Source organism: Haloarcula sp. R1-2, assembly GCF_011627385.1.
GTDB classification, from domain to species: domain Archaea; phylum Halobacteriota; class Halobacteria; order Halobacteriales; family Haloarculaceae; genus Haloarcula; species Haloarcula marismortui.
Genome location: NZ_JAANTG010000001.1, coordinates 323,558 through 349,072 on the forward strand (window position 1 = coordinate 323,558; position 25,515 = coordinate 349,072).

Consider the following 25,515-nt stretch of genomic DNA (forward strand, 5'->3'; position numbering starts at 1 on the left):
GAGTAGAGGCATGGGACGATTATCGACGTTGTTTGCGCCGGAACGTGTCGCAGTGGTCGGGGCGACCGATTCGGAGGGATCCGTCGGTCACGCGGTCACCACGAACCTGCTCGATTCGTTTACAGGGGAGGTCGTGGCCGTGAACCCGAACAAAGAGACAGTACTTGGATTGCCGTGTTACGACAACCTCGCCGGCCTGGACGACCCCGGGTCGGTCGACGTTGCCGTCGTCGTCGTGCCGCCGACGGTGGCGGTCGAGGTCATCGAGAACGCTGGGGAAGCGGGTATCGAAAACGTCGTCGTCATCACCGCTGGCTTCGGTGAGACTGGCAGTGATGGGGCCGAACGTGAAAAGCGGCTCCGGGAAGCGGCCAGTGAATACGACCTGAATCTGGTCGGCCCGAACAGCCTCGGCGTGATGTCGACCCCCGTCGGGCTCAACGCCACTTTCGGCAATGAGATGGCCAGCGACGGCGACATCTCCTTTATGAGCCAGTCGGGCGCGTTCATCACCGCCGTGCTGGACTGGGCCGCCGAGCGCGATGTCGGCTTCAAGGACATCGTCTCGCTCGGGAACAAAGCAGTACTCGACGAGAGTGATTTCGTCGCTGAGTGGGGTGACGACCCTGATACTGATGTCATTCTGGGCTATCTTGAGGACATCAATGATGGGTCCTCGTTCGTACAGACGGCTCGTGAGGTGACACAGGAGACGCCGATTGTGCTTGTCAAGTCCGGCCGCACGGACGCGGGTGCGAGCGCGGCCGCCTCCCACACCGGTGCGATGGCCGGGTCGGAGCGGGCCTACGAGGCAGGCCTCGATAAGGCCGGAACGCTCCGCGTTGAATCTGTGCAAGAGCTGTTCGACTACGCGCAGATTCTCGCCGGCCAACCGCTCCCGGATGGAGACGAAATCGCCATCGTCACAAACGCCGGCGGTCCCGGCGTGATGACGACCGACGCCGTCGGCGACTCGGACCTGCAACTCGCGCAGTTCGGTGACAAGACGTTCTCCCGACTCCGCGAAGAGATGCCTGATGAGGCCAACATCTACAACCCGGTCGACATTATCGGCGATGCTCCCGCCGAGCGCTTCGAGACAGCCCTCGAAACAGTCCTTGCGGACGACAACGTTTCGATGGCCGTCGTCGTCGCCTGTCCGACCGCAGTGCTTTCCTTCGAGGAACTCTCGGAACGCATCGTCGAACAGCAAGAGCAGTTCGGGAAACCGGTCGCGGCGACGCTGATGGGCGGGAAGTCGGTTGACGCTGGTGCGAACGTCCTGAGCGAAGCGGGCGTGCCGAACTACTTCGACCCGGCCCGCGCGGTCGGCAGTCTGGGCGCGCTCAAGCGCTACCGAGAAATCAAAGCGACGGAGTACGAGGAACCGACGACGTTCGACGTGGACCGCGAGCGGGCCCGCGAGATACTCGAATCCGGCGCCCGGCGCGGGTCGAACCGGCTCGGCGTGGAAGCGATGGAACTGCTTGACGCGTACGGGATTCCGACACCACAGGGCGATGTCGTCTCTTCACCCGTCGAAGCGGAGGCTGTCGCCGAGGAAATCGGCGATGACGTGGTGATGAAAATCGTCAGTCCGGACATCTTGCATAAGTCCGACATCGGCGGCGTCGAGGTCGCTGTCCCCGTCGAGGAAGTTCGCGACACCTACGAGGACCTCGTCGTTAGGGCACGCAACTATCAGGAAGACGCGACGATTCTCGGCGTTCAGGTACAGGAGATGGTCGACCTCGACAACGGCGTCGAGACGATTCTCGGGATGAACCGCGACCCGCAGTTCGGACCGTTGCTGTTGTTCGGTCTCGGCGGAATTTTCGTCGAGGTGCTCGAAGACAACACTGTCAGTGTCGCTCCTGTCAGCGAGACCGAGGCGAAAGGGATGCTCGATGACATCGACTCTGCGCCGCTGTTACGCGGTGCTCGGGGCCGCGACCCCGTCGACGAGGCCACGCTCGTCGAGACAATCCAGCGGCTCTCGCAACTCGTCACTGACTTCCCCGCAATCGTGGAACTGGACATCAACCCCCTCGTCGCGACGCCCGACGGGGTGCAGGCGGTCGACCTGCGACTCACCCTCGACCAGGAGAAACTATGACCGACACGAACACGCTACTCGTCACATCACTGGAGGAAGGTATCGGCAAGACGGCAATCACTCTCGCGCTAGCGACACGAGCCCACGACGCGGGCTACGATGTCGGCTACATGAAGCCCAAGGGGACGCGTCTGCGGAGTGCGGTCGGCAAGACACGGGACGAGGACCCGATGCTCGCCCGCGAGCTACTCGATCTGGAGACCGACCTCCACGACATGGAGCCCATCGTCTACTCGCCGACGTTCATTCAGGAAGCCATCCGCGGGCGTGAGGACCCGGATGACCTCCGTGAGCGACTGCAAGAGGGCATCGAGACGTGTTCGGACGGAACCGATATGCTCCTCGTCGAGGGGAGCAGTGACCTGGCGACTGGCAGTATCGTCGACCTCACAGACATCGATATCGCGGAGTTGCTCGACGCCCGTGTGCTGTTAGTCACCGGCTACGACACGCCCAGTGACACGGACGAAATTCTGTCGGCGGCCGAAGCGATCGGTGATCGACTGGACGGCGTCCTGTTCAACGGCGTCACCGACGCGACGGTCGACGAACTCGCCGACGACGTGGTCCCGTTCCTCGAAGGCGAGGGGATTCCAGTCCACGGCATTCTGCCGCGTGACCGCTCGCTCGCCGGTGTCACGGTTGCTGACCTCGCCCGGAACCTCGGCGCGGACATCCTCACTGGTGATGCCAACACCGACGTCCACGTCGAGCGGTTCAGCGTCGGCGCAATGAGCGGGAGCAGCGCGCTCGAACGCTTCCGGCGGACACGCGATGCCGTCGTCGTCACCGGCGGCGACCGCTCGGAGGTCCAGACGGCGGCCCTCGAAGCGTCTGGTATCAACGCATTACTCCTCACTGGTGGGTTCCAGCCCGCCAGTGCGGTCATCGGACAGGCGGCTGAGAAAAACGTCCCAGTGCTGTCAGTCCAGTCAGACACGCGGACGACGATAGACAGAGTCGAGGAAGTGCTCCGAACCGGGCAGACTCGGAACGAGGCAACAGTCGACCGTATGCGGACGCTACTGGACGACGGCGTCGACGTCGAGTCGCTGCTGTCAGTTGACCTCTAGCACCGTCGTTTCGGCTGGGCGTTAGCCCGTTCCTAACGGAACATGGCCCGGTGCTGAGGGGAAATCTCCAGATGAAACGTGCCTTACTATTTTAGTGATCGGTAGTCAATCAACAGATGGAGCCTTACTGGCTCCGTAGTGTCACACGACGGGGGTTTGCCCCCGTTCTATCCCCTTTGTGCTGACACACCGACAGCTACTGCTCGATAGCTGGCCGCAGAACCGATTGTTGGAGATGCGCTCTGAGTCCGTCAATTACGCTCTCAGGTGACTCGATGTCAAGGGGTGGCACCGGCCAGACAGTGCAGTCGGTCATCCGTTCGATACCGTCCGGATTCGTACGCTCAGCGGTCGTTTCGCCTTCGTACTCGTTGAGAACGACACCGACGACTGGCACGCCTCGTTGCCGGAGCGCCTGAACCGTCAGCGCCGAGTGATTGAGCGTTCCGAGGCCCGAACGGGCGACGACCAGCGCAGGAAGCCCGATATCCGCAACGAGGTCGATGACCTCTCGGTCGTCCGCGAGCGGGACGCGCAGGCCGCCGATACCCTCGACAATAGCTGTCTCGCTTCCCGCCACGACATCGGCGACCCCGTCGCGGATCGACTCGTAGGAAAGCGTGACATCGTCGTCTGCTTCCCGTGCGGCCACTTCTGGAGCCAGCGGTGGCGATAACCGCTGCAGACAGACTGCGGCGTCCGCCGTGCCACAGACGGACTCGACAAACGCCGCGTCGTCGTCCGGCGGGTATCCGGTCTGGCAGGGCTTAACCGCGACAGCCTCGGTTCCTGTCTCCCGCAGCCAGCCCGTCAGCCCGGCGGTCACGACCGTCTTGCCGACGCCGGTGTCGGTCCCGACAACGAAGACGCCGTCCTCGGCGATGCGGCCGGTCCCACGCACGGGTCTCGAATCATTGCTCGTCTCGCTCACAGCACGCCCACCTCTGTGCCGGCAGTCCGGAAGGCGTCGAGACACTGCGCGATGTCGTCGGCGGTGTGTGTCGCCATCGGTGCAACCCGGATGCGGGACGTTCCTTCTGGCACTGTTGGCGGTCGAATCGCAGGCGCGACGATACCGTGGTCGCGCAGGCGGTCGGCCAGTTCGAGGGCGTCACCACGGTCACCGACGATGACCGGGAGGATATGTGTCTCGCCAAGCACCTCGTAGCCCATTGTCTCCAGCCCGTCCCGAAGCGTTGCCACGGTATCCCAGAGTTCCGCCGCACGATCGGTCTCGCGGGCGATTCGTAGCGCCTCGCGGGCCGCCGCAGCGTTCGGTGGGGATAGCCCAGTCGAGAACACGAATGACCGCGCGGCGTTCAGCAGATACTCGATGAGCACCTCGTCACCGGCGATGTAGCCGCCCTGGCTCGCCAGCGCTTTCGAGAGCGTCCCCAGTTGGATGTCGACACGGTGACTCAGCCCCTCACGTTGCACGACGCCACCGCCGCTATCACCGAACAGCCCCGTCGCGTGCGCCTCGTCGACCATCAGCCACGCGCCGTACTCGTCGACGGCGTCACAGATGGCCGATAGCGGCGCGATGTCTCCGTCCATCGAGAACACGGAGTCGGTGACCACGAGCCACTGTTCGTCCTCATCGACATCGGCTGCTCGCGTGGCCAGTTTCGCTCGCAAGTCGTCCGGGTCACAGTGGTCGTAGACGACTGTCTCGCTGGCCCCGACGCGGCAGCCGTCGATAATTGAGGCGTGGTTCAGCTCGTCCGAAAAGACGACATCCGGGGCCAGCGCGTCGATAGTCCCGATGTTGGCCGCGTAGCCCGACGAGAACACCAGAGCCCGCTCGGTCCCTTTCGAGGCCGCGAGGTCGCGCTCCAGCGCTCGGTGAACCTTCGTGTCACCTGTGACCAGCCGCGAGGCCCCCGCGCCGCTCCCAACGGTTCGTGCGCCCAGTTCGGCCGCTCGCTGGACTCGGCTGTCATCGGCGAGTCCGAGGTAGTTGTTCGCGGCGAAAACGACTTCCTCGTCGCCGAACTCCGGTGGGTCTCCTTTAGGGTCATCGGCAAAGCGGGTCCGCGCCGACACGGATTCGGCGACTTCCAGATGGCGCCGGAGGTTCTGTGCGTCGCGCTGTTCGAGTCGCTCGTTCAAATCGAAGCCGTGAGTCATGAAGCGTAGAGTCAGGCAGTCTCAGAAACCAGGCATCAGGTCGGCGGGGCCGAACACGCCGTAGTGCCCGGCGCGGTTGTTCCGGACACCGGCTTTCAGATAGCCCAGTGCTGGCCCGTTGACGTTGGCCTCCATACTCGTCGCGTCATCGAGTTCGAAGGTGTTCGTTCCCGTCTCGCCGTCGAATGTCGTGCCCGTCACGCTGACCGTCGTCGTGGTCGGTTTCTCGTCCGAGCGCACGTCGAGGACGCCGCCGACGTGGACGTCCTCGGCATCGCAGATGCCCGCACGCTCCAGCAACACGTCGTCGGCGTGTTCCATGTCGTGGAACTCCAGCACGCCGTCGTGCTCGTCGATGAGCGCCTCGATTTCGGCTTCGCTCATCTCGCGGGCTGTCTCGATGTCGTAGCCGTCGAGGTGCGCGATGTCTTCCCGGACCGTCCCGCGGTTGTCTTCGTAACCGGACTTGAGGCCGACGCCCCACCAGATTTCGACTTCCTCGACCTCAACGAAGGACTGGGCGGCCAGCGCCGCCGCCCCCGTCAGGAAGCCGGGGGTCGCGCCAGCCCCACAGACGAACGTGATGCCGGACTCTTTCAGCAGGTCTTCGCGGTCATCGAGCATGCCGATGACACGGGAGCGTTTGAGCACGTCAATCATGACGCCCTCGTAGTCAGCCTCGGCGAAGCGCTCGGCCACACGCGGGATGAAGTCGTGTTCGAGGTTCGGGAGCGCCAACAGCACCGCGTCGATGGCGTCGCTCTCGGCGATAATGTCGTCGATGGGCGTTTCCGTCGGCTCGCCCTGCGAACTGGCGACGATGCCGGCCTGCTCGCCGTGCTGTTTGACGCCGTCGGCTGTTTCCGCCGTGGCTGTGCCGCCGTCGGCGGCCATATCCGGGTCGTCCTCCGGCCCGCTGTCTCGCGGTTCATCACCGCTCGACTGTTCCGGGCCGCTTTGCGGCCCGCTCGCGATGTTGCCTTCCGTCGCCTCCAGCAGTTCGTCTACGTCGAGGCCATCGTGGTCGAGAGCCACGCCGTTGCGGTCACAGGCCGCGACGGCGGTGAGGCCGTCCTTGTGCTGTGAGACTTCGAGCGTCCGCCGTCCGATTCCACCGGTTCCAAGCACTGCAAAGCGTATGTCGTCCATTGTCAGTCGTCGGATTTGAGCTCTGATTTGGTCTGTGCTGTCCCTGCCGCCGTCTCGGTTTCTGTCTCGTCGGCCGCGCGTTCTTTGACCGCCTCGGGGTCGAACTCGTTGGCCTCGGTGTTCGGCTCGAGTCCGGCCTCCTCCATGATTTCGAGGTCGTCGGCTGCCGTCTGTCCCTCTGTTGTGAGGTAATCGCCAGTGAGGATGCCGTCCGCACCGGCCTCCAGCGCGGCCACCTGTCCGTCCGTGTCGAGATTGACCTCGCGCCCGCCGGTCAGGCGCACGCGGGACTCTGGATGGAGCAGGCGGTACACCGCGATGGTCTTGACGACTTCCTCGGTCGTGATGTCGGGCAGCCCCTGTTCGGCCATGGGGGTGCCAGCGACCGGATTCAGGATGTTCACCGGAAGCGAGGAGATGCCGATGTCCTGCAGGGCCATTGCCGCGTCGACCCTGTCGGTCGGTGATTCGCCCATCCCGAGGATGACGCCGGCACAGAGGTCCATGCCGGCGTCCTTGGCGACCCGGAGCGTCTCGACCCGCTTCTGGAAGGTATGGGTCTGGACGACCTCCGGGAAGTACCGGGGAGAGGTCTCGATGTTGTGATTGTAGTGGTTGAGTCCCTCGTCGGCCAGAATCGCGGCCTCCTCCTCCGTGAGGATGCCGAGACTGGCGTCGACCTCCACGTCCGTCTCGTCGCGGACGAGACGGATGGCTTCGAGGACCTCCGCCCACTCCTCAGGTCGATTCTCCTTCGAGACGCCTTTCTCGGCGACGACGATACCGAACCGCTGTGCGCCGTCGCGTTCGGCGCGCTTTGCGGCTTCGAGTATCTTCTCTGGGCCGAGAAAGCCGTAGTTGTCGATGCCGGTGTCGAAATGGACCGACTGGGCACAGAAGCCACAGTCTTCCGCACAGTTCCCGGCTTTGGCGTTTACGATCGAACACGCGTCGACGGTGTCATCACCCAGTTGCGTGCGCACGTAGTCGGCCCCGGCCGCGAGGTCGTCGACCGGCTGTGCGATGAGAGCCAGTCCGTCCCGTCGGTTGAGGCGCTCGCCGTCCAGCACGCGTACGACGGCATCATCTACCGTTTGGTTGCCCGTCTCGTAAACCACATTCTCGGTGTCGGTTGACGGTTTGATAAAGATTCGGGTGGGTCTCGCAGCCGACGCGCTAATCGCGGGGGTACCGTTTTACCGAACCCACTGCTACGCGTTCACATGGCTGGTTCGACGGAGGCGGGAACCGAACACGTCGCCGAAGACGGCCACGAACACCGAAGTCGGTGGCCGCTGCTAGCTGCAGTCGGCGCTGCGTCGCTGTACCTGAGTATCGGGCTGGTTTTTGTCGGGCTCGATCTGGTCCCGTCTGTGGTCCCGATTGTCCTCGGTGGTGCTGGTGCGATTGGCTTGCTGACCGGACTCGCCGGGTGGGCTAACGAGGCCTTCATCGCCGATTACCTACGGAACCGCAGCGATGGCGATTCCGACCTGTACGCCACGACGATGATTCTGTTTCTCGTCTCCGACGTGGCGACCTTCTCCGCCGGTTTCGTCTACTATGCCTTCATCCGGGCCGGGTCGTGGCCGCCAGCCCACCTCCCGCCGCTGCTCGGCTCGCTCGTGGTCATCAACACGGCGCTGCTGCTGGCAAGCAGCGTAACGCTCCATTACGGGCACGAGGCGCTGGAACGCGGGAACCGACAGCGGTTCCTCGGCCTGCTCGGGGTGACGCTCGCGCTCGGCGTCGTCTTCCTCGCCGGACAGGTGTACGAGTACTACGAGTTCGTTGCCGTGGAGGGGTTCGGCATCGGTTCGGGCGCGTTCGGGAGCGCGTTCTACGGCCTGACCGGTCTCCACGGTCTGCACGTCGCGCTCGGCGTCCTGCTGCTCGCTATCGCCTTCGGGCGCGCGCTCCGTGGCCATTACGCGCCCGAACGGGACACGGCTATCCGGACCACGTCGCTGTACTGGCACTTCGTCGACCTCGTGTGGGTGTTCCTCGTCGTCGTGCTGTACGTCGGCGCTGCGCTCTGACCATGCTCTGAGTGCGAGACCGCTACTCTGACCGGCCGGCCCGCTGTTCCAGCCGCACCAGCCGCCGGTACAGTGGCGGGGCCAGAACGCCGAGGAATCCGAGTGCAATGGCGAACACTCCAAGCGGGAACTGTAGTGGTGCGGCCGCGAAGCAGGTGTTCTCCGCGACGAGGGTCACGTAGTACTGTTCACCCTCGTAGGTAACGATGGCCCCGCGCCGGAAGGCGTCGGCGTTGGGCACGCTACCGACGACCTGCTGCTCACCAACTGGGTCGTCCACAGCCGTCAGAAACGCCGTCTGTTCGGCCGAGGAGAGGTCCTCGAAGGCTACCTGTGGGAGCCGCGGTCCCGGTTCGGCTCCGCTGAACCGCTCGGCCGTCCGCTCCGGCCCTTCGACGCCGATAGTCGGGTTTCCGCAGTTCTCCAGGTCCGGCTCAATGAGCGCGTAGCCGCCGGGCACGGCTCCGGCGATACCGACCGCGACGAGCAGGACGCCAACGAAGGGCGCGAGATACTGGAAGACGAACGAGTCAGCACCATCGCTCATCCGTTAGCTTCCTCCTCCGCCGCGGCTGCGGAGCGTCTCGTCCGATTTGAGGTACTGGAAGGTCACGGTTAGCCCAATGCCGTACGCCCAGTGAGAGACAAGCACGAACGTGAGGTACCCGATGAACGTAAGCCCGCTCTGGCCGGTGTAAAACGCGATGGCGAACCCGCTAGATATCAGTGTCGCAAACACCAGCCCGGTCTCGAACAGGAGGCGACCGGGGAGATAGTCCGAAAAGGCAAGGAACAGGAGCGGCCAGGTGACGGTCCCGCCAACGAGGAACAGGACCGCGCCGATTGCCGGATTCGCGGGCAGCCCGACCAGTTCAGCGATTTCACCGAACGAAACCGGGTTGAGGACGCCAATGAGTATCGCCGTGATGAGTCCGCCGCTCATCAGGACCGTGCCGACGAACCCGCCGACTGCGGCCATCCAGGCGTTCCGAGAGACCGTCTGGGCGACGGTGCCGACGCCGCCGGCCAGCCCGGTCGGTTCGGCTTCGGGGGCGTAGGAGCGCCGTGTCGTCTCGGGCTCCGTCGGCTCCATGTCGTATTTGTCCATCATGTGCTGTTCGAACCACTGCCACTCGCGGGTGAACTGGCTCGTCGCCTTCAGGCCCCACGGGTCTGTCGTCGTCACGGGCGTCCCCCGCCAGTACGAGACAAGCATGTTATACAGCCATAACAAGGCGCTCAGGCCGATGATGTAGCCGCCCACGGTCGCAATCTGTTGGGCAAGCTGATACTCCGGCGGGTAGATCGCCTGCCGTCGCGGGAGCCCCAGCCCACCGATGACCAGCAACGTCATGAACGTCACGAACGAGCCAAAGACGATCAACAGCGCCTGAAACCGTGCCATCCGCGTGTCGTACCACCGGCCAGTGATGAGCGGATACCAGTAGTAGCTCGCGGCGATCATCAGGAACGGGATGATGCCGACGACGATGAGATGGAAGTGGCCGACGACGTAGTACGTCCCGTGATAGAGGATATCAACCGGAATGACGGCGAGGAACACGCCGGTGACGCCACCGATTATGAACGTCCCGATGCCGCCGGCACAGAGGATAAACGGCGCAGTCAGGCGGATGTTCCCCTCCCACATCGTCGTAATCCAGTTGAACACCTTGATAGCGCTCGGGACGGCGATGGCGATGGAGACGGCCATGAACGACAGTTTGACTCGCGGGTCTGCGCTCGTGGTGAACATGTGATGCGCCCAGACGCCAAAAGAGAGGACGCCCAGCCCCAGCGTCGAGTAGACGATGAACTGGTAACCGAACAGTTTGCGGCCGACGAACTTCGGCAGGATGAGGCTCATCAGCCCCGTCGCCGGGAGAAAGAGGATGTACACCTCCGGGTGGCCCCAGAACCAGAACAGGTGTTGCCAGAGGATGGCACCGCCACCCTCTGTGGCGAAAAAGGCCGTTCCGAGGTTCCGGTCTAGCAGGAGCATCACGAGCGCGCTCCCCAGCAGTGGAAAGGCGAACAGTGCAATCCCGCTCGTGACGAGCATATTCCACGAGAAGATGTCGAGGTTCGCCCAACTGACACCCTCACCGCGCTCGTAGACGATTGTGGTGATGAAGTTGATGGCCCCGACTGTCGTGGCGATGCCGCTCAGGTGTAACCCGAGCAACAGCAGGTCTATCTGTGGATTGGGCTGTTGCACAGACAGTGGCGCATACAGCGTCCAGCCGACGCTCACCTCGCGCATCGTGAGAAAAAACCGGATAGCGTCCGCCGGGAGCACCAGATTCAGCACCTGTCCAAGCACCTGCATCATCAGTCCCATTCGGACCAGAATCAGCGCCGGCGGCAGGAGCCAGAAGCCAATAGCGTTGACGCGGGGGAACGCCATGTCGTCGGCCCCGATGAGCAACGGCAAGACGTAGTTCCCGATGCCGAAAAACACGGGCAGGACAAAGAATATCAGCATCGTCAGCCCGTGCGTGGTAAACAGCGCGTTGTACGTCTCCGGCGTCCAGATGTCCGCCGGCGGCGTCAGCAGTTCCGTCCGGAGCATCATCGCGTCGACACCGCCCCATAGGCCGGCGGCGGTGCCGAAAAAGATGTACAGCAAGCCGATGTCCCGGTGATCCGTCGTCGTCAGCCAGCGGGACAGTTCAGACTGGATTCGACCGATTTCGAATTCGACTTCCTCCCGCGTCGTGTAGCCGCCATCGCTCTCCGGTCGCGCCTTCCGTTGCTCCCGGACCCACAGGAAAAGCACTGCCAGGGCCAGCACAGCGAGAGCGGTTCCCTCAACGATAGCTCTGTTTAGCATCTGTGTGTGACGTGCCGTGCCGGAACGGTTGCTCGTGTCGCCATGCTACACGTTACCAATTTCTGACACGCCCACACCCATAAAACTACGCGGGGGACCCGGATCCGGTGGCGGTCACCGCTTTCATGTTCCGGTCTTGGGCAAGTTATTTGACATGGCGATTGGTACAGTGTGACAATGCGTCTCCGAAGGCGCGTGCTTCAGGCGGGCCTTGTCGTGGTCGGGCTCTCGCTACTTGCTGCTCCGGTCACAGCGCAGTCGGTCAACAGGGCTGCTATCGACGACCTAAACGAACAACTCCTGTACGTCGCCCTGCCACTGACGCTATTCGTGGAACTCACGCTTGTGTACGTGATCTACCGGTTCCGAAACAACGACGACCCGAAGCCGACTGTTGACGACCCGGCGCTAGAGGTGACCTGGACGGCCGCGACGGGCGCGATACTCGTCTTCGTCGGTGTTTCGGCGTTCGTGGTGATGGCCAACCCCTACATCACGCCCGCAGCAGCCGAGGCATCCGCCGACGGGGACGACGCGTTCGCGAACGATACGGAGATAGACGTCCTCGCCTACCAGTGGGGGTGGGAGTTCGCCTACGGCGAGGCCAACGTTACGACAGAGGAACGGCTCGTTCTTCCGGCCGACAAGAACGTCACGCTCAGGCTGCGGACAACAGATGTGATTCACGCCATCTACATTCCGCAACTGGGCGTCAAACAGGACATCTTCCCCGGCCGGACGATGACAGCCCGGACCCACGCCACCGAACCCGGCGAGTACCGACTGTACTGCGCCGAGATGTGCGGGGCCGGACACAGTAAGATGGACGCCACCGTCGTCGTCAAGAACCAGTCCGGGTACGACGCCTGGATGGAAAATCAGACGACCGCAGCCGGGTAGGTCGACATACCGACGTGACCGCTCAGTACAGGTCGTCGAGTTCGTCTTCGGTGTGGCTGTGTGACTCGCGCGGGAACTCGCCGGACTCAACGGCGTCGATGTACTCGTCGACAGCGTCGGCCACCTCACCGCGAACGTCGCCGAACTGCTCGGCGAACGGCGGGCTGGACTCCGAGAGGCCGACCACGTCGGTGAAAACGAGCACCTGACCGTCGCAGTCACCCCCGGCCCCAATACCGATTGTCGGGATATCAACGGCCTCGGTGACCTTGGCCGCGAGGTTGGCCGGGATGTGTTCGAGCACCAGCGCGAACGCGCCGGCGGCCTCGTGCTCTCGCGCGAGGTCGAGGATTTCCTCGGCCTCCTCACGGCCCGTCGCCTGTCTCGTGTAGCCGGTCTGGTTCACGCTCTGTGGCGTGAGCCCGAGGTGGGCCATTGTTGGGATTCCGAGCTCGGTCAGCCGTTCGGTCAGTTCGACTGTATGTGGTCCAGATTCGAGCTTGATCGCGTTTGCGCCCTCTTCTTTCAGCATTCGCCCACAGTTCTGGATGCTCTCGCTTTCGTCCGCGCCGAAGGAGAGAAACGGCATATCGGCGACGACCAGCGCGTCGTCCGCGCCGCGTGCGACCGCGCCGACCCGGGAGGCCATCTCATCGAGCGTGACCGGGAGCGTGTCGTCGTGGCCGAGGACGGCGTTCCCCATGCTGTCGCCGACAAGAATGACGTCCACGCCGGTGTCGTCAACGATGCTCGCGGTAACGGCGTCGTACGCTGTCAGCATCGTGATCGGCTCCTCACCAGCCATCGCCTGCAGGTCCCGGACAGTTGGCATATCCGAGCGGGGGCGCGCCTGGGCCTTACCTGTTCGGGTTGCGCACTTCGCCCGGGAAACCGCAAGGCGCTTGCCGCACCTGGCTGTACCATCAGACGTGCCAACAGTCGAGAAAACGGACCCCGACGGCGTGGACTTCGGGTGGGTGATGCAGGTCACGTTCGTGACGACGATTCTGGTCGGCTCGCCGCTCGTCGTGCTCGCGTCGACCGCGGTCACGCTCCAGACTTGGACCGCGCGAGCGCTGTTCGCGGTCCGCGTCGGCGCGCTCATCTGGTTCCTGACGGCCGTCTGCGTCTATCTTTACGCGCGGTACCGGGCCTGATCGAACTCGCTTGCCCACTCGAACGTCATCCCGGCCCGCTGTGCAGCCGTCGCATCGCTCTCCGAATCGCCGACGAACACCGTCGCTTCAGGATCAACGCCGATTTCATCGGTAATCGCTAGTAGTCCCTCCGGGTCTGGTTTCGGTGACTCGACGGTGTCACGGCCGACAACCGGACCGACGTAGCTGTCGAGGTCATGCACATCCAGCGCCGCCCGACACGCCTCCTCTGCGTTGAGCGAGCACACGCCGACGGGGACGCTGTGTGGGAGCCCCTCGGCGAGGGCCAGTCGGTCTGACTCATGCGCACCGGTCCGCTCGTGGTCGGTGATCGCCGCTTCGACGGCGTCACGGTGGCCAGTCTCCGAAGACAGCGTCAGCATCTCCCAGAGGTCACGGCTCTCGGGCTCGACGTTTCGTTCGCGCAGGACCGTCGCCACGTCGCTGGTCACTGTGTCCCAGTCGACGGCCAGCCTGACGAGCGTCCCGTCAAGGTCGTAAATCACAGCGTCGTGTGTCACACCAAGCGGTAGGGCCGACACCCGCAAAACCGCTTCGCCCCGGCCCACTCACTCCAGCAAGTCCTGCGCGATAATGTTCTGCTGGATTTCGCTGGTCCCCTCGTAGATAGTCGTCACCTTCGCGTCGCGGTAGAACCGCTCGACGGGGTAGTCAGTCGTGTAGCCGTAGCCGCCGTGGATCTGGATCGCCTCGTTAGCCACCTCGACCGCCGTCTCGCTTGCGAAGTACTTCGCCATGCTCGCTGCCGCTCTCGCATCCTCGCCGCGTTCCAGTTGCTGTGCGGCGTTCCACGTCAGCAGCCGCGCCGCCTGTACGTTCGTCGCCATGTCCGCGAGTTTGTGCTGAATCGTCTGGAACTCGCTGATCGGCTGGTCGAACTGCTCGCGTTCCTTGGCGTAGTCGAGGGCCTCGTCGAGGGCTGACTGTGCGAGTCCGACAGCCTGTGCAGCGATAGCGACCCGACCGGTGGTCAGAATCGACAGGGCTGCAGCCAGCCCTTTACCTTCCTCTGTCAGCTGGTACCGCTCGGGAACGCGGACGCCGTCGAACTGGAGCGGTGTCGTGTCGCTCGCACGGAGCCCGAGTTTGTCCTCTTTCTCACCGACGGTGAGTCCCTCTGTGTCTTTCGGCACCAGGAACTGCGTTATCGAATCCGGGTCGTCGGGGTCGGCCTTCGCGAAGACGATGACGACGCCAGACCGTTTGCCGTTGGTGATCCACTGCTTCTCGCCGTTGATGACGTACTCATCGCCATCGCGCCGGGCAGTGGTCGACATCTCCCGCGGGTTCGACCCGGCCTGTGGCTCCGAGAGCGCGAACGCGCCGACTGGGCGGCCGTCGACCATCTCCGGGAGCCAGTCGTCCTGCACTGCCTCGGAACCGAACTGTGCGATACACGAGGTTGCGAGGCAGTGGACCGACAGCGCCGTCGCGACCGCGAGCGACCCGTACGCGAGTTCCTCGTTGACCAGCGCGTACGTCGGTTTGTCGGCGTCGAAGCCGCCGTATTCCGCCGGTGTTGTCAGTCCGGTGATGTCGATATCCGCGAGCCCGTCCCAGCATTCCTCGGGAAACGATTGCTCTCGGTCGGCATCAGCGGCTTTCGGGCGGATGTCCTCGACGGCAAACTCTCGAACGGTGTCACGGATGGCTCGCTGCGCAGCGGAGAGGTCCATACGGCCCGTTACACCGGAGTCGGCAAAATATCCGGGGTCAGTTGGACTCGACGAGGTCGATGTCGAGGTACTGCTCAAGCGCCTTGATTGTCGAGCCGCCGACGTTCGCTTGCGTCGCGCGCCCCTGCTCGACAGCGAGGATGTCTGCGTCGTCAAGATCGAGTTCCTCGGCCAGCTCACTCGTCTGGAGTCCCTCGTCCTGTCGCGCCTCCGTTACGCGCTCGCCGTACTTACTGACCAGATACGGGAGCTGGTCATCGTCGTAGTCAGCGCCGTCCTCCCAGTGCGACGTATCGGCTCGTTGCGCGTCCTGCAGCTTCGCCGCGTTCTGTGCGGCTTTGCGTTTCCGGTTCTGTTCGTCGCGCGAGCTGTCATTGCCTGTCGTTCGCTCGTTTTCCCCGTGGTCACGCGCACAGCTGTCACACACTTGGAGGGTCGCACCAGCGACGTTCGCGGTCTGGAGGTCGCCGCCGTCGCTACCGCAGAGCTCACAGCTCCCGCCGGCGCTATCGCCACCACTGCCGGTCGAGTATTTGGCCATGCCCCCCGTAGCGGTTTCGTGATATTTCAAACGTCCGGTTCGACCGAGTGTCACACCCTCCCGGGGCGGGTCCAAACGAAAGCGCTTTTATTTACCCACCGGGAACAGTTGAATGCACTCAGACAGAGCGCGCGTGGGTAGCCAAGCCAGGCCAACGGCGCAGCGTTGAGGGCGCTGTCCCGTAGGGGTCCGCCGGTTCGAATCCGGTCCCACGCACTCTCAGAGTGCAGGTGCATTCCCTTGGGACTGCACCCACGCAAACTTACTTCGGACACAACGCTTCCAGAGCGTTCGCTGTCCACTATATCGTCAAAATAGAAGACAGGCCCCGAGCGAGCCCGCTTCTCGCTCACCGCATCTCATCGAGCGCGACGGCGTGTTCGATGTCGACCGAAATCCAGTGGGTTGGGAGCTCATCGTCCTGTTCGCTGAAGACGGTGAGCTCGGTCGGATTGTCCGCGTCGTCAACCGCATAGTCGAACCGAGTCGATCCTGCGGGGCGAGCAGACGAGTCACGGAGTGGGTCGTACACTGACATCGTCAGTCCCTCATTTTGAGACAACGCCAACACTCATTATAAGCGGCAGCTGTGATTCCTGCGGTGTGAGAATCTGGCCGGCGTCTCTCGCCCGCGTTTGTAACAAGACCGTGTGGGACCGCATTCGAACCAGAGCAAGAAATGCTCGCTCACAGCAGTTCGCTGTGCGTTCCTTACAGGGCTCGAATTCGCTCCAGCCGCTATTCGTCCTCACTATTATTCGGACAGAATATGCGCGTGACCGGATTCGAACCGCCTGAACATCGCTCACTTCGTTCGTTCCGTGCTTCGAATCCTCGTTCTGCACTCACGGCTCTAATGAGTTATTCGAGCCGAGAAGTGCGCGGGACCGGATTCGAACCGGAGGAAGACTCGTTTCACTCGTCTTCCAGGGTTCGGAATCCGCTGACGATTCTGCTGCTCGCGTGTTGCTCGCAGCAAGAATGCGCGGGACCGGATTCGAACCGGCGGACCCCTACGGGATAGCGTCCTAAGCGCTACGCCTTTGGCCTGGCTCGGCAACCCGCGCGCAACAATCGGTATCCGTGTTGGAATAAAGAACCCTTCGTTTGCGGGCGACGAAGGTTTAGATAGGATGGGGACCAATGACTTGGTATGTACCGCGCCAGCGACCGAATCGAGCACGATGAGTGGCTCTCCGACATCGAAGCGGCGTCGGACAGGCTCGACCTCGGGACGGCGGCGCGGTCCCACGCAGTTGACCTGTTCCTCTCGACAGTTCCGGAGGAGGACCGGTCCAAACAGGCGACAATGGCGGCCAGTGTGTACGTTGGTGCGCTGGTCGCCGGTGAAGAGCGGTCACAGTCGGCCGTCGCGGAGGCGACAGACGTCTCTCGGTTAACGATTCAACAGCGCTGGAAGGACCTGCTGGAGACAGCTGGGCTGGAAGCGCCGGGCTGGTAACTACGAAATGTTCTGGCGGCCGGTGCGGTTCGGCGTGAGATTACCGTGTTCGTCGATTTCGCCCTCAACGATCCGGGTCGAAGAGATGATGTCGCCGTCCGCGGCGCGGACGTGCGGAACGACTTCGATTTCGAGCGGGTCGTGGCCTCGCTCCTCGCGGATTTCGTTGATGCGGCGGCCGCCGGTCTCCGTCTCTGGCGAGACGACGAGCGTGTCGAACTGCGGCTCCGTGGCGATACCGGTCGGCTCGGTGAGCTCCCGGACCTCCCATTCGCGCTCCAGATCGGTGGCGAGCGCCGCGAGTTCGTCGGCGAGTGCGGATTGCCGTTCGCTGAACGGGCGAACGTGGCGCTGGTCGTGGCGTGTCTTCGGCGCGAGGTCGTCGCTGGTGAGGCCAACTGTCACGTCCCCGAGTTCGAATGCGCGTTCGAACAGCGCGCGGTGTCCGTCGTGAATCGGGTCGAACGTTCCCCCCAGCGCGACATTCATATCCCGGGCAACGGCACGGGTAGGTTTAGTAATATCGACTTGTGAAACAGCCTGTTGGAGCCGAGTTTGATTACACGTCGGCGTCGTCGTTGCCGTCTTCGGACTCGTCTCCGTCGTCATCAGTGGCCTCGCTCGCGTCGGCGTCGGTCGCGTCATCGTTCGCATCTTCGACGGAAATCGTCACTGGCTCGTTGTCGGGTTCCAGTGTCGTTTCGCCGCCGATGTGGTCGTCAAGGTTGAACACCGTGTTCAGTTCCGACTGGATGTCACCGACGATAGTGTTGACGAGGTCGCTCGGCGAAATGGCGCTGTACTCGTAGGGATTGTTGCCTGCGCCGTCGCTCTCACGCTTCTGGCGGGTCACGATCTCTTCCTCGGTGAGCGCGGCCAGGGCCTCGCGGACAGTACTCGGATACAGGCCGGTCCCTTCGGCTATCTCCTCGCTGGTGCTTTCGGGCTGCTGTCGCAGGTGGACGTAGATCCGCGCCCGCGTCTCCGTGTCGAGGACCCACGCCAGCAGGTCGACAATTCCTTCGTCGAACTGCTCGACCGCGCGGTCTGCCTCCTGCTCGATTCGGTCCCGGACATCGTCTGTGTCCTCAAGCTCGTCGTGGTCGTTGTCGTCTGCAGACATGCGTTGTCTCTGTGAGGACAAAAGCTACAGCTGGATAAAAACCCTTGCCCCGGCTCTCCAGTCCCTGTCTAGAAACGACCAATCCGTTCCGGCCCCAGACGACACCCTCCGTCAGGACAGTCGCAGTGAGTCTGCAAGCGCCATGACCCCCTCTTCCGACCGAAGCCGGCGCTGTCGCTCGGCGCCGCTTTCGCGGTCGTACAGCTCCCACAGCCCATCGACCCCCAGACGGTCGCTCTCGATTTCGACCAGTTCCTCCACCGAGCGCGTCGTTGAGAGGTCACGCGACAGCAGCTCCGCGGACTGGCCGTGGCGAATCGCGCGCCACTTGTTCTCGTCGAGGAACTCCCGGCGGAGCCGTCGACCGGACTCACCGTCCTCGTAGCGCTCAGCGAGGTCGACAACGAGTTCGTGGACGTACTCAACGAAGGCCAGTACCCGGTCCGGGTCGGCCTGCCCGTCCGGGGCCCGTACCTCGACAGTGCCGTGGCCGGAGTGGGGCCGCACGTCGAACCAGAGCTCGCCGCGGTCGTCGATGCTCCCCGTTTCAAGCATCCGCTGTTCGTAGGTCTCGAAGGCGTCGTAATCGTCGAAGGTTGTCGGCATTCCGGTGTTGGGCAGGGCCTCGAATATCTTCCCGCGGGCGGACTGCAGCCCGGTGTCGAAGCCGTTCCAGTACGGGGAGTTGGCCGACAACGCGAGCATCAGTGGGAGATGCCAGCGAAGCTCGTTTGCCACCCAGACGGCCTTGTCGGCGTCGTCAACGCCGACGTGGACGTGCAGCCCCGCGGTCGTGTTGCGGTGCTGTGGGTACTGAATACGGTCCAGCTGTGACTTGTAGCGCGGTTTCTCGGCGTGTTCGAGTTCGCGCCACTTCGCCAGCGGGTGCAGGCCCGCTGCGGCGATACCGAACCCGTTCGCTTCGGCGTGGTCGACCAGCGCGTCCCGGACTGACCGGAGGTGGTCACCGGCGTCCGCCGGGTCGTCGATACGCGGCGTCTGCGTCTCGATAACGCACTTGAACAGTTCGTGGTCGAGCCGCCCGTCAAGAACCGCTGGTGGCTCCGTCTCGTAGACGAGTTCGTCCGTGCCAGACGTTGGGCGACCGAACTCGTCGACGACGTAGAACTCTTCTTCGATGCCGAGCGTCCCCATCCGGGTAAAATGCTCGGCAGAACCCGTCGCGTCCATTAATCAGCACATCGGAATCGACCCGCTAAAGCCTTCCGTCCCCGCCCGCTCAGCCCGCACAACTGGATTCCATCCTGACGTGAATCGCGTGAACAAGAGGTCCCGCGTCAGTCCTTGCGGGGCCGAGCGACGATACCGAGATGGTCCTCGTGATACGGGTCCAGTCGCGCCGTCTCCAGCAGTTCGTACTCGGCGCTGAGTTCCGCACGCACGCTGTCGAACACGGCGTCGGGGTCGGCAGTCACGTCCTCGCTCCGGGCTTTGATAGCCGCGAGCAGCCGACCGTCGTCGGTCAGGAACTGTTTGTTGAGTGTCGCCACCCGGGCCTGCCCTCTGGTTGCCACGTCCTGTACAACCACGTCGACCGGTTCGACGACGTGGGCGTAGCTCTCAGGCTTGCGTGCGTCCTTGAGCAGCGGAAAGAGGTTTCGCCGGCTCTCCGCGGCGTCCAGCAGTTCCCGCACCGGCCGGGGAGCGAACTCGACGGCGTAAGTCGGCCCGCCGAAATCAGCGACATGGCTCACGGTCGTCCCGGCTGCCGCACCGAGGTACAGCACTGTCTCGCCGCCGTCGAGGCCGGTGTCCATTCCGTGCGCAAGCATCGCGCCGAGTTTCGAGCGGTGGGGGTCCCACCGCCGCCAGTCGCCGTCGGTCCGCTCGCCGTACACCGGCTGTCCCTGTGTGGCGAGACTCGTCTCACCGCCGAAGTCGTGGCGCTCAACGCCGGATGGAAGGGTCATTCGTCGTCCCCCTCCTCGGCTCGTGCCTGAATCCGTTCGATGCGCTCGTCAAGTTCCACCTGCAGGTCTGGCCGGCGGTCGCCGCTATAGTGGTCGATGCGGGCGGCAATCGAGAGCTTCCCCGCAAATGCCCGCGCAGCCGACCCGCGGTCCTCCGGGCGGGTCCCGCGCACGTACTCGTGGGTGAAGATGACGCCGTGTTTCGGTGACGGGGCCGACCCTTTGAGGTGGGCAAAGAGCGCGTCTTCCGCACCGAGAACCTGCACTGTCCCGCTCGGTTTCTTCGCCAGCGCTTCGAGCCCGCCGGCCAGTGAAATAAGTCGGGCTGCAAGCACGGGCCCGGCCAGCATCGAGAGATTCGGCGCGACGGCGGGCGCGGTCCGCTCGATGTACGCCCGGATTGAGTCCGCCTCGTCGGCCAGCGCGGCCGTCTGCTCGGCGAGCGACCGGAGCGCACGGTCCCCTTCGTCCTCATCTTCTCGGTCGGCCAGCGAGCGGGCATACTCGACGCCGCTCCCGCTGTCACCGTGTCGGCTCCCGCCCCATTCAGCGACCCGTTCGGCGAGTTCGTTCGCCGTCCGCTCGCAGTCGGCCATCGCCCGCACTGCGTGGACGAGTTGCTGGTCGTCAGCGCCCTCCTGTTCGGCGACCGCCGCGCTGGTGGCCGCCATCGTCACCTCGTGCAGACGGTCGTAGTAGGCCGCCTCGTCGTCGGCGAACCCTGCCTTGACGGCCTGCTGTGGCCAGTCCTCCGGCGTGTCGGCTCGCCCGGCCTCTATCTGTTCGACAGCGGCCGCGTCGTCGTCCGGGTCCAGCCCGGCGAACCACCCGTTGCTCATAGCCGTGTGTGCACGCCCGATGCGAAAAAGTGACCCGGTTAGCGTCTGCGAAAGGCGTCCAATTGCGCTTTCGGTCCGACCTCAGCGCATTCCCGGCGGTGGCCCGCGGTCCCGCGGGTCGTCGTCACCGTCGTCCTCTTCGAGGTCGATACCGGCTTCCTGGCGTCGGCGAATCACCGCCTGTAGCTGTCGGTAGTAGTACAGCGTCCCCACAACGCCGATAGCGATGGCGATGGCCGACAGGCCGCCGAACAGCCACAGGTCGCGGTCAAGATAGTACCGGACGACAATCTGGTCGGAGGTCACCTCGTTCCAGCGGATGACCTGCTGGCCGTCGACGGTCTCCGACTCGTAGCCTCCCGGGCTGATTCGCGAGAGGAACGGAATCCCGGCTCCGGTGTTGGGCGGGAGTACGACCGTGTACGAGCCGTCTTCGACGAGTGTCGGGGAGGCGAAGCGCTTGCCGGTCCGCGCGACCGAGTAGCCCACCTTTCCGGAGACGTTCCCGGAGAGATTGACAGTCGTTCGCTGGCGGCTCTCTGAAGCGCTCAACGAGGAGTTGGCAGCGCTAACGACAGTCCCGTTCTCGTACCGGAACCGAAGCGCACTGATAGGGACACTCCGCTCGCGCCCGAGGCCGTCGACGGTGTACACATCGAACGTCGTCTCGTTTTCGACGGCGTAGACGGCGGTGTATTTGGACTCCCCAATGACGATGGTCCCGTCAGCTGAGGTGTTCCAGTCGTAGCTCGCGTTCTCGTTCAGCCGCTCCGGGTCGACCTCTTCGGAGCCGAAGAAGCCGGTACAGCCCGAAAGGGCGACCAGTGCGAGAACGGCAACCAACAGGAGGTGGCGGCGTTTCATAGCTCGAAATCAGGGCACGATTGCCAGCAGCTCCGACGGCATATACTGCCCGATGTCGGCGAGCAGCCCCGGCGAGTCGGTGTCCGGGTTGCAGATGATGCTCTGTTCTAACAGGCCGATACGTTCGACAGTGACGATATCCTGTGCGTGGCCGGCGCGGTTGACCGTCGCACGCGCTTCCGAGCGTGTCACGCTGTTCGCGTTGATGCGACCGTTGTTGCCACGGCTCCACTCGTACAGGCGGTCCTGCTCAACCTCTGCAAGGCTTGCAGGGTCGCCGGCGACGAACCGGAGCGGTAGGTGCTGGACCAGTCCGAACCGTTTCCGGATCTGTGACGGCGTCCCCTGCCCGAGACCGAGCTCATCGGCCGGAATCCGGGCCGTCTGGCCGAAGCCGACATCGAGGACGAAGCCGTCCTCGTCCCAGCTATCGAGTGTCCCGACGTACGTCTCGCCGTCTTCGTGGTCGGCGACCAGCTCGCCGAACTCCTCGCGGAGGAGGTTCTTCGCGACGGTCTCGTCCGGGCCGTCGAGGGTCACCGTCGGGAAGTCGTCGTCACGGAGGCCGATGTCGTACGCCACGTCGAGGTCGCCGAGTTCGTTGCCGACCATCGAGCGCAGGCCGTCGAGCGTACGGTCCCGGGCGTCGCCGGCGACGTACACTTTTGTACCGAGAACGACCATCAGGCTTCCACGTCCACGTCAGCGTTCAGTTCGTCTCTAAGCTCCTCGAGGCGATTCTCCATCGCGGTGACGAGACGGGTGTTCTCCATCGTCTCGACTTGATTGCCACATTCGGGGCACTCGAAGCCGAACTCCATTGCCTCGCCGAACTCGAAGCGGATACCGCAGTGCTCACAGAGGTAGAACTCGTTTTCCCGCTCGTACTCGCGGCGCTCTTCGAGGCCGTCGAGCAGGCGGTGCATCTCCTCTTGCAGTTGTTCGGGGATCTTCTCGTACTGGAACGTCCAGAGGTACGTGAGCCACCCGGAGTCCTCGTCGCGGAGCCGACGATAGGTCGCGAGGTCGTTCTCGTAGAGAATAAACAGCGCTCGGCGAACGTCGTTCAGTTCGAGTCCGAGCTCCTCGGCCAGTTCTTCGTCGGTCACTTCGCCGTCCGGCGGCGCGGCGGCGACCGGCATCCCTTTCGGTCCGACCAGCTCGTGGAGGTATTTCTGTATGACGGGGTCCTCCAAGAGTTCCTCAAAAGCCATTACCCGCACATCCGGGAGTCATGTGGTTAAAACCATCGGGTCGTCCTCTCTTGAACGCTGACACAGAGGCCGGGACCATGCTGCTGTTGGGAAGCACTCGTTGTGCCCGCAGGCAGCCAGCAACAGCGACGGACAGCAGTCCTTTTTCGGGCACCACCGTCACCGTAATCCGTCGCCACGACCCCCGCTATTCGATTTGCTCGACTGGAGTCCGACAGGAGGAGCAGGTCTCTTTGTCGATAGCGACGAAGACGGAGTCACAGGACGGACACTCGTAGAGATTCGACTCAGGTTCGTCGGCCGCGCCGTCACCGCCGGTGGAGCTAGCCTGAACACGGTTGTTCGTCACTGCACTGGCCTCTGGTCCGTTGTCTGACTGCCCCTTCCCACCCGAGAGTACATCCGAGACGGATTTTTTGATTTTGTCTAGCATCACGAGTTGCTGCAGGATAGTAGTCATTTGAATTACTTTAACAGCTGTGGTTTTCAGGCCACCGACAGTTTCAGGCGACTTTGCTGACTGGCGAACAGTCAGAGGTCGTCGAGCGGTCGCGGCGATGCCTGTTCGTATTCGATGACATCGAACCCGTCGTGGGGCTCCCGGGACAGTTCTGTCCACTCCGCGCCCAGATCTGGGAAATACCGGTCGCCCTCGTTGTGTTCGTGGATACGGCTGAGGAAAACCCGGCCGGCGAACGGGAGGAACAGGTCGTACACCGCCTCGCCGCCGATGACGTAGGTGACTGGTGGTGAGCGTTCTGCGCCAGCGCTGTCGCCAGCGAACGCCCCGCTCGCGCCGGCGCGAGCGGCTGCTTCGACAGCGATCTGCGGCGTTGTGGCGTACTCAACTGTCTCCGAATCGGCGCTCCGGCTGTCGTCGCTCGTCAGGACGACGGTGTAGCAGTCCGGGATGGGCTTCATCGATTCGAACGTTCGCCGCCCGAGGATGATTGGGTGGCCGGCGATGCGGTTCTTGTACTGGCGCACGTCCTCTGGGTAGTGCCAGGGAACGCCGCCATCTAGGCCGATGACGTTGTTTTCGTCTGCAGCGACCACGAGTACCAGTTCGGTGTCGGGTATCATCGTCATTTGTATCCAAGCGCCTCCAGTCGGTCGTCAAGGTCTCCGGCAAACTGCGTGTCAGACGCATCCTCGAACTCGGTGTAGCCGTCGAGCGGCGTCGCGATAGCCACGTCGGCGTACCGGCCGCTGTCGAAGTGGTTCCGGACGACGGCGGCATCAATATCGCGGTCCTCGACCGTGCCGCCACAGCCTTTGATAACGGATTCGTGGGCACTGTCGCCCCACGCCGCCCGTTTTCGGACCTCGTCGCCGGGCCGGTCGTGGTAGACCAGGCGAGCGTGTTTTGCGAACGGGGCAGCGTCGCCACAGACCCGTTCGGCCTCCTCGCGCATTGCCGGGCCGATGGGGGCCTGTGACGCGACGACAGTCCCGTTCGGCGAGGCAAACGCCGGGCCGTCCGCGTTGCCGTCGCCGAGCGCCATCGCGCGGACGGCGTCGGGGAACCGGCTGAGTGTCGCCAGGTCGGTGACGCGGTGTCCCTCCCGCTGGCCGGGAGCACGGACGACGAGCGGGACGTGATACATACTGTCGTGGGTTCCGATACGGTGGCTGACGGCTGGTGGTTCCTCGGGAATTGCTGTCGGTTCGCCGAAGCCCTCGCCGTGGTCGCCGACGAAGACGACCAGCGTGTCCTCAAGCACGCCCTGCTCGTCCAGCCCCCGGATCAGCGTCTCGAAGATAGCGTCGGCCTGCCGGACCGCGCCGTCGTATATCTGTTCGAGAATGCTGGCAAAGCCAAGCGAGAGGTTCCCCGAGAGGAACTCCCAGTGCCACTTGAACCCCATCGACTCCTGGAGTTCGCGGGAGCGCTCGTCGCTCCACTCGTCGTACTCGGCGAGCGGTTCGTACGGGCGGTGGGTGTCCATCAGGTTGATGCAGGCGGCCCACTCGCTCTCCCGGTCGTCGACCCACTCCAGCGTTCGGTCGGCGTACCAGAAGCCGTTTGGCCAGTCGCCCAGCGAGCCGTTCGTCTCGTAGGCCGAGTCATACTGCTCGGGCGAGCCGACCGCCGTCTGGAACACGTCGTCGAGCCCCGATTCGTGGTCGGTCAGGAACGGATTGTCGGAGAACAACCCCGTGTCATAGCCCGCTTCAGCCAGTTCTTCGAAGATTGTGTGGCCGGCGTCGAGTCTAGCGGTGTGGTCGACGCCGTGTTCGTGGGTCTCGTGGCCTGTGAACATGCTGACGTGGCTGGGGACGGTCCAGTTGCTCGGGCTGCGAGCCTGCGTGTACACCGTCGCCTCCTCGGCAAAGGCGTCAAGAAAGGGCGTCGTCTCCCGGCGATAGCCCAGTACGGAGGTGCTCCGGGCGCGGAGACTGTCAGCGACGACGAGCAACACGTTGTGACGCGACATCTGAGCGTG

At 63.8% G+C, this 25,515-nt stretch carries 28 protein-coding genes and 2 tRNA genes; 7 read left to right on the forward strand and 23 right to left on the reverse strand.

Annotated elements, in window-relative coordinates; all coding sequences use genetic code 11:
* Positions 1-10: 10 nt before the first annotated feature.
* Together acs and G9C82_RS01535 are read left to right on the forward strand one after the other, a co-directional pair.
* Positions 11-2,116 carry an acetate--CoA ligase alpha subunit gene (gene acs, locus G9C82_RS01530; RefSeq protein WP_004961345.1) on the forward strand — a complete coding sequence of 702 codons (2,106 nt, stop codon included), beginning with the start codon at positions 11-13 and terminating at the stop codon, positions 2,114-2,116.
* Positions 2,113-3,189, forward strand: a complete 1,077-nt coding sequence (locus G9C82_RS01535) for a phosphotransacetylase family protein (RefSeq protein WP_004961348.1) — start codon at positions 2,113-2,115, stop codon at positions 3,187-3,189. The genes acs and G9C82_RS01535 overlap by 4 nt, the downstream gene beginning before the upstream one ends.
* Before the next feature lie 196 nt (positions 3,190-3,385).
* Here G9C82_RS01535 and bioD read toward each other — a convergent pair whose 3' ends face one another.
* The 4 genes from bioD to bioB are packed head-to-tail and all read right to left on the reverse strand — an operon-like array spanning position 3,386 to position 7,586.
* Positions 3,386-4,120, reverse strand: coding sequence for a dethiobiotin synthase (gene bioD, locus G9C82_RS01540; protein ID WP_121303079.1), 735 nt, complete (start codon positions 4,118-4,120; stop codon positions 3,386-3,388).
* Positions 4,117-5,319, reverse strand: coding sequence for an 8-amino-7-oxononanoate synthase (locus G9C82_RS01545; RefSeq protein WP_127013197.1), 1,203 nt, complete (start codon positions 5,317-5,319; stop codon positions 4,117-4,119). The genes bioD and G9C82_RS01545 overlap by 4 nt, the downstream gene beginning before the upstream one ends.
* A 21-nt stretch (positions 5,320-5,340) precedes the next feature.
* A complete protein-coding gene (locus G9C82_RS01550) occupies positions 5,341-6,468 on the reverse strand; it encodes a transcriptional regulator (RefSeq protein WP_127013198.1) in 1,128 nt (375 codons plus the stop codon).
* 2 nt (positions 6,469-6,470) lie between these two features.
* Entirely contained in the window at positions 6,471-7,586 is a 1,116-nt protein-coding gene (bioB, locus tag G9C82_RS01555; protein ID WP_127013199.1) for a biotin synthase BioB, read from the reverse strand.
* Between the two features lie 105 nt (positions 7,587-7,691).
* On the opposite strand from bioB, the gene G9C82_RS01560 reads away from it, so the two are divergent.
* The gene (locus tag G9C82_RS01560; RefSeq protein WP_127013200.1) at positions 7,692-8,507 is read left to right on the forward strand and encodes a heme-copper oxidase subunit III; all 816 of its coding nucleotides are present in this window, start codon (positions 7,692-7,694) and stop codon (positions 8,505-8,507) included.
* 22 nt (positions 8,508-8,529) lie between these two features.
* Here G9C82_RS01560 and G9C82_RS01565 read toward each other — a convergent pair whose 3' ends face one another.
* Positions 8,530-9,054, reverse strand: a complete 525-nt coding sequence (locus G9C82_RS01565) for a hypothetical protein (RefSeq protein WP_004961361.1) — start codon at positions 9,052-9,054, stop codon at positions 8,530-8,532.
* A gap of 3 nt (positions 9,055-9,057) precedes the next feature.
* The gene (locus G9C82_RS01570) at positions 9,058-11,340 is read right to left on the reverse strand and encodes a DUF6789 family protein (RefSeq protein ID WP_127013201.1); all 2,283 of its coding nucleotides are present in this window, start codon (positions 11,338-11,340) and stop codon (positions 9,058-9,060) included.
* A 177-nt stretch (positions 11,341-11,517) separates the two neighbouring features.
* On the opposite strand from G9C82_RS01570, the gene coxB reads away from it, so the two are divergent.
* On the forward strand, positions 11,518-12,240 hold the full coding sequence (gene coxB / locus G9C82_RS01575) for a cytochrome c oxidase subunit II (RefSeq protein WP_127013202.1): 723 nt from the start codon (positions 11,518-11,520) through the stop codon (positions 12,238-12,240).
* A 22-nt stretch (positions 12,241-12,262) separates the two neighbouring features.
* Here coxB and panB read toward each other — a convergent pair whose 3' ends face one another.
* Positions 12,263-13,072 (reverse strand): 3-methyl-2-oxobutanoate hydroxymethyltransferase, encoded by an 810-nt coding sequence (panB, locus tag G9C82_RS01580; RefSeq protein WP_127013203.1) that lies wholly within the window; start codon positions 13,070-13,072, stop codon positions 12,263-12,265.
* Positions 13,073-13,169: 97 nt separating this feature from the next.
* Between panB and G9C82_RS01585 the strand changes: the two genes are divergently transcribed.
* On the forward strand, positions 13,170-13,397 hold the full coding sequence (locus G9C82_RS01585) for a DUF5822 domain-containing protein (protein WP_004961369.1): 228 nt from the start codon (positions 13,170-13,172) through the stop codon (positions 13,395-13,397).
* Here the strand turns inward: G9C82_RS01585 and G9C82_RS01590 are convergent.
* From G9C82_RS01590 to G9C82_RS01600, 3 genes are read right to left on the reverse strand one after another with little or no spacing between them, the layout of a single operon-like run.
* Positions 13,376-13,918 (reverse strand): HAD family hydrolase, encoded by a 543-nt coding sequence (locus G9C82_RS01590; RefSeq protein WP_004961371.1) that lies wholly within the window; start codon positions 13,916-13,918, stop codon positions 13,376-13,378. The two genes, G9C82_RS01585 and G9C82_RS01590, sit on opposite strands and share 22 nt — an antisense overlap.
* 48 nt (positions 13,919-13,966) lie before the next feature.
* Positions 13,967-15,094, reverse strand: coding sequence for an acyl-CoA dehydrogenase family protein (locus G9C82_RS01595; protein WP_127013204.1), 1,128 nt, complete (start codon positions 15,092-15,094; stop codon positions 13,967-13,969).
* A gap of 37 nt (positions 15,095-15,131) precedes the next feature.
* The gene (locus tag G9C82_RS01600; protein ID WP_004961375.1) at positions 15,132-15,635 is read right to left on the reverse strand and encodes a multiprotein-bridging factor 1 family protein; all 504 of its coding nucleotides are present in this window, start codon (positions 15,633-15,635) and stop codon (positions 15,132-15,134) included.
* A 131-nt stretch (positions 15,636-15,766) separates the two neighbouring features.
* Between G9C82_RS01600 and G9C82_RS01605 the strand changes: the two genes are divergently transcribed.
* A tRNA-Leu gene (locus G9C82_RS01605) sits at positions 15,767-15,851 on the forward strand.
* A gap of 133 nt (positions 15,852-15,984) precedes the next feature.
* On the opposite strand, the gene G9C82_RS01610 is transcribed toward G9C82_RS01605, so the two are convergent.
* Positions 15,985-16,173 carry a hypothetical protein gene (locus G9C82_RS01610; RefSeq protein ID WP_007190383.1) on the reverse strand — a complete coding sequence of 63 codons (189 nt, stop codon included), beginning with the start codon at positions 16,171-16,173 and terminating at the stop codon, positions 15,985-15,987.
* 444 nt (positions 16,174-16,617) lie between these two features.
* Positions 16,618-16,702, reverse strand: a tRNA-Leu gene (locus G9C82_RS01615).
* Positions 16,703-16,788: 86 nt separating this feature from the next.
* Here G9C82_RS01615 and G9C82_RS01620 point away from each other — a divergent pair.
* The gene (locus G9C82_RS01620) at positions 16,789-17,097 is read left to right on the forward strand and encodes a cyclin (RefSeq protein WP_004961393.1); all 309 of its coding nucleotides are present in this window, start codon (positions 16,789-16,791) and stop codon (positions 17,095-17,097) included.
* On the opposite strand, the gene G9C82_RS01625 is transcribed toward G9C82_RS01620, so the two are convergent.
* The 11 genes from G9C82_RS01625 to G9C82_RS01675 all read right to left on the reverse strand — a co-directional run bounded on the left by G9C82_RS01625 (position 17,098) and on the right by G9C82_RS01675 (position 25,506).
* Positions 17,098-17,586 carry a phosphopantetheine adenylyltransferase gene (locus G9C82_RS01625; RefSeq protein ID WP_004961395.1) on the reverse strand — a complete coding sequence of 163 codons (489 nt, stop codon included), beginning with the start codon at positions 17,584-17,586 and terminating at the stop codon, positions 17,098-17,100. It abuts the gene before it with no gap.
* A 70-nt stretch (positions 17,587-17,656) separates the two neighbouring features.
* A complete protein-coding gene (locus G9C82_RS01630; RefSeq protein ID WP_127013205.1) occupies positions 17,657-18,220 on the reverse strand; it encodes a winged helix-turn-helix domain-containing protein in 564 nt (187 codons plus the stop codon).
* 111 nt (positions 18,221-18,331) lie between these two features.
* Positions 18,332-19,411: a glutamate--cysteine ligase gene (locus G9C82_RS01635; RefSeq protein WP_007190384.1), complete on the reverse strand. Its 1,080-nt coding sequence runs from the start codon at positions 19,409-19,411 to the stop codon at positions 18,332-18,334.
* Between the two features lie 107 nt (positions 19,412-19,518).
* Positions 19,519-20,151 (reverse strand): fibrillarin-like rRNA/tRNA 2'-O-methyltransferase, encoded by a 633-nt coding sequence (locus G9C82_RS01640; RefSeq protein WP_004961404.1) that lies wholly within the window; start codon positions 20,149-20,151, stop codon positions 19,519-19,521.
* Positions 20,148-20,990 carry an NOP5/NOP56 family protein gene (locus G9C82_RS01645; RefSeq protein WP_127013206.1) on the reverse strand — a complete coding sequence of 281 codons (843 nt, stop codon included), beginning with the start codon at positions 20,988-20,990 and terminating at the stop codon, positions 20,148-20,150. The genes G9C82_RS01640 and G9C82_RS01645 overlap by 4 nt, the downstream gene beginning before the upstream one ends.
* An 81-nt stretch (positions 20,991-21,071) precedes the next feature.
* On the reverse strand, positions 21,072-21,854 hold the full coding sequence (locus G9C82_RS01650) for a DUF5803 family protein (RefSeq protein WP_127013207.1): 783 nt from the start codon (positions 21,852-21,854) through the stop codon (positions 21,072-21,074).
* Positions 21,855-21,863: 9 nt separating this feature from the next.
* Positions 21,864-22,538, reverse strand: a complete 675-nt coding sequence (locus G9C82_RS01655; RefSeq protein WP_127013208.1) for a DUF2110 family protein — start codon at positions 22,536-22,538, stop codon at positions 21,864-21,866.
* Positions 22,538-23,068 carry a transcription factor E gene (tfe, locus tag G9C82_RS01660; protein WP_004961418.1) on the reverse strand — a complete coding sequence of 177 codons (531 nt, stop codon included), beginning with the start codon at positions 23,066-23,068 and terminating at the stop codon, positions 22,538-22,540. Before tfe ends, G9C82_RS01655 begins: the two co-directional genes overlap by 1 nt.
* Positions 23,069-23,255: 187 nt before the next feature.
* Complete coding sequence (locus tag G9C82_RS01665; protein ID WP_004961422.1) at positions 23,256-23,528, reverse strand: hypothetical protein; 273 nt, start codon at positions 23,526-23,528, stop codon at positions 23,256-23,258.
* Between the two features lie 71 nt (positions 23,529-23,599).
* The gene (locus G9C82_RS01670; protein WP_127013209.1) at positions 23,600-24,157 is read right to left on the reverse strand and encodes a dihydrofolate reductase; all 558 of its coding nucleotides are present in this window, start codon (positions 24,155-24,157) and stop codon (positions 23,600-23,602) included.
* Positions 24,154-25,506 carry a sulfatase gene (locus G9C82_RS01675; RefSeq protein WP_127013210.1) on the reverse strand — a complete coding sequence of 451 codons (1,353 nt, stop codon included), beginning with the start codon at positions 25,504-25,506 and terminating at the stop codon, positions 24,154-24,156. Before G9C82_RS01675 ends, G9C82_RS01670 begins: the two co-directional genes overlap by 4 nt.
* Positions 25,507-25,515 lie beyond the last annotated feature (9 nt).

Excerpts from the sequence above, each read along its gene's own strand:
- G9C82_RS01545 (WP_127013197.1), bottom strand. The coding sequence starts at position 5,319 with ATGACTCACGGCTTCGATTTGAACGAGCGACTCGAACAGCGCGACGCA.
- G9C82_RS01535 (WP_004961348.1), top strand. The coding sequence starts at position 2,113 with ATGACCGACACGAACACGCTACTCGTCACATCACTGGAGGAAGGTATC.
- G9C82_RS01610 (WP_007190383.1), bottom strand. The coding sequence starts at position 16,173 with ATGTCAGTGTACGACCCACTCCGTGACTCGTCTGCTCGCCCCGCAGGA.
- tfe (WP_004961418.1), bottom strand. The coding sequence starts at position 23,068 with ATGGCTTTTGAGGAACTCTTGGAGGACCCCGTCATACAGAAATACCTC.
- G9C82_RS01550 (WP_127013198.1), bottom strand. The coding sequence starts at position 6,468 with ATGGACGACATACGCTTTGCAGTGCTTGGAACCGGTGGAATCGGACGG.
- G9C82_RS01640 (WP_004961404.1), bottom strand. The coding sequence starts at position 20,151 with ATGACCCTTCCATCCGGCGTTGAGCGCCACGACTTCGGCGGTGAGACG.
- G9C82_RS01560 (WP_127013200.1), top strand. The coding sequence starts at position 7,692 with ATGGCTGGTTCGACGGAGGCGGGAACCGAACACGTCGCCGAAGACGGC.
- G9C82_RS01635 (WP_007190384.1), bottom strand. The coding sequence starts at position 19,411 with ATGGACGCGACGGGTTCTGCCGAGCATTTTACCCGGATGGGGACGCTC.
- G9C82_RS01565 (WP_004961361.1), bottom strand. The coding sequence starts at position 9,054 with ATGAGCGATGGTGCTGACTCGTTCGTCTTCCAGTATCTCGCGCCCTTC.
- G9C82_RS01675 (WP_127013210.1), bottom strand. The coding sequence starts at position 25,506 with ATGTCGCGTCACAACGTGTTGCTCGTCGTCGCTGACAGTCTCCGCGCC.
- G9C82_RS01625 (WP_004961395.1), bottom strand. The coding sequence starts at position 17,586 with ATGAATGTCGCGCTGGGGGGAACGTTCGACCCGATTCACGACGGACAC.
- G9C82_RS01630 (WP_127013205.1), bottom strand. The coding sequence starts at position 18,220 with ATGTCTGCAGACGACAACGACCACGACGAGCTTGAGGACACAGACGAT.
- G9C82_RS01570 (WP_127013201.1), bottom strand. The coding sequence starts at position 11,340 with ATGCTAAACAGAGCTATCGTTGAGGGAACCGCTCTCGCTGTGCTGGCC.
- acs (WP_004961345.1), top strand. The coding sequence starts at position 11 with ATGGGACGATTATCGACGTTGTTTGCGCCGGAACGTGTCGCAGTGGTC.
- G9C82_RS01670 (WP_127013209.1), bottom strand. The coding sequence starts at position 24,157 with ATGACGATGATACCCGACACCGAACTGGTACTCGTGGTCGCTGCAGAC.
- G9C82_RS01620 (WP_004961393.1), top strand. The coding sequence starts at position 16,789 with ATGTACCGCGCCAGCGACCGAATCGAGCACGATGAGTGGCTCTCCGAC.
- panB (WP_127013203.1), bottom strand. The coding sequence starts at position 13,072 with ATGCCAACTGTCCGGGACCTGCAGGCGATGGCTGGTGAGGAGCCGATC.
- G9C82_RS01655 (WP_127013208.1), bottom strand. The coding sequence starts at position 22,538 with ATGGTCGTTCTCGGTACAAAAGTGTACGTCGCCGGCGACGCCCGGGAC.
- G9C82_RS01645 (WP_127013206.1), bottom strand. The coding sequence starts at position 20,990 with ATGAGCAACGGGTGGTTCGCCGGGCTGGACCCGGACGACGACGCGGCC.
- G9C82_RS01665 (WP_004961422.1), bottom strand. The coding sequence starts at position 23,528 with ATGACTACTATCCTGCAGCAACTCGTGATGCTAGACAAAATCAAAAAA.
- G9C82_RS01600 (WP_004961375.1), bottom strand. The coding sequence starts at position 15,635 with ATGGCCAAATACTCGACCGGCAGTGGTGGCGATAGCGCCGGCGGGAGC.
- G9C82_RS01595 (WP_127013204.1), bottom strand. The coding sequence starts at position 15,094 with ATGGACCTCTCCGCTGCGCAGCGAGCCATCCGTGACACCGTTCGAGAG.
- G9C82_RS01650 (WP_127013207.1), bottom strand. The coding sequence starts at position 21,854 with ATGAAACGCCGCCACCTCCTGTTGGTTGCCGTTCTCGCACTGGTCGCC.
- coxB (WP_127013202.1), top strand. The coding sequence starts at position 11,518 with ATGCGTCTCCGAAGGCGCGTGCTTCAGGCGGGCCTTGTCGTGGTCGGG.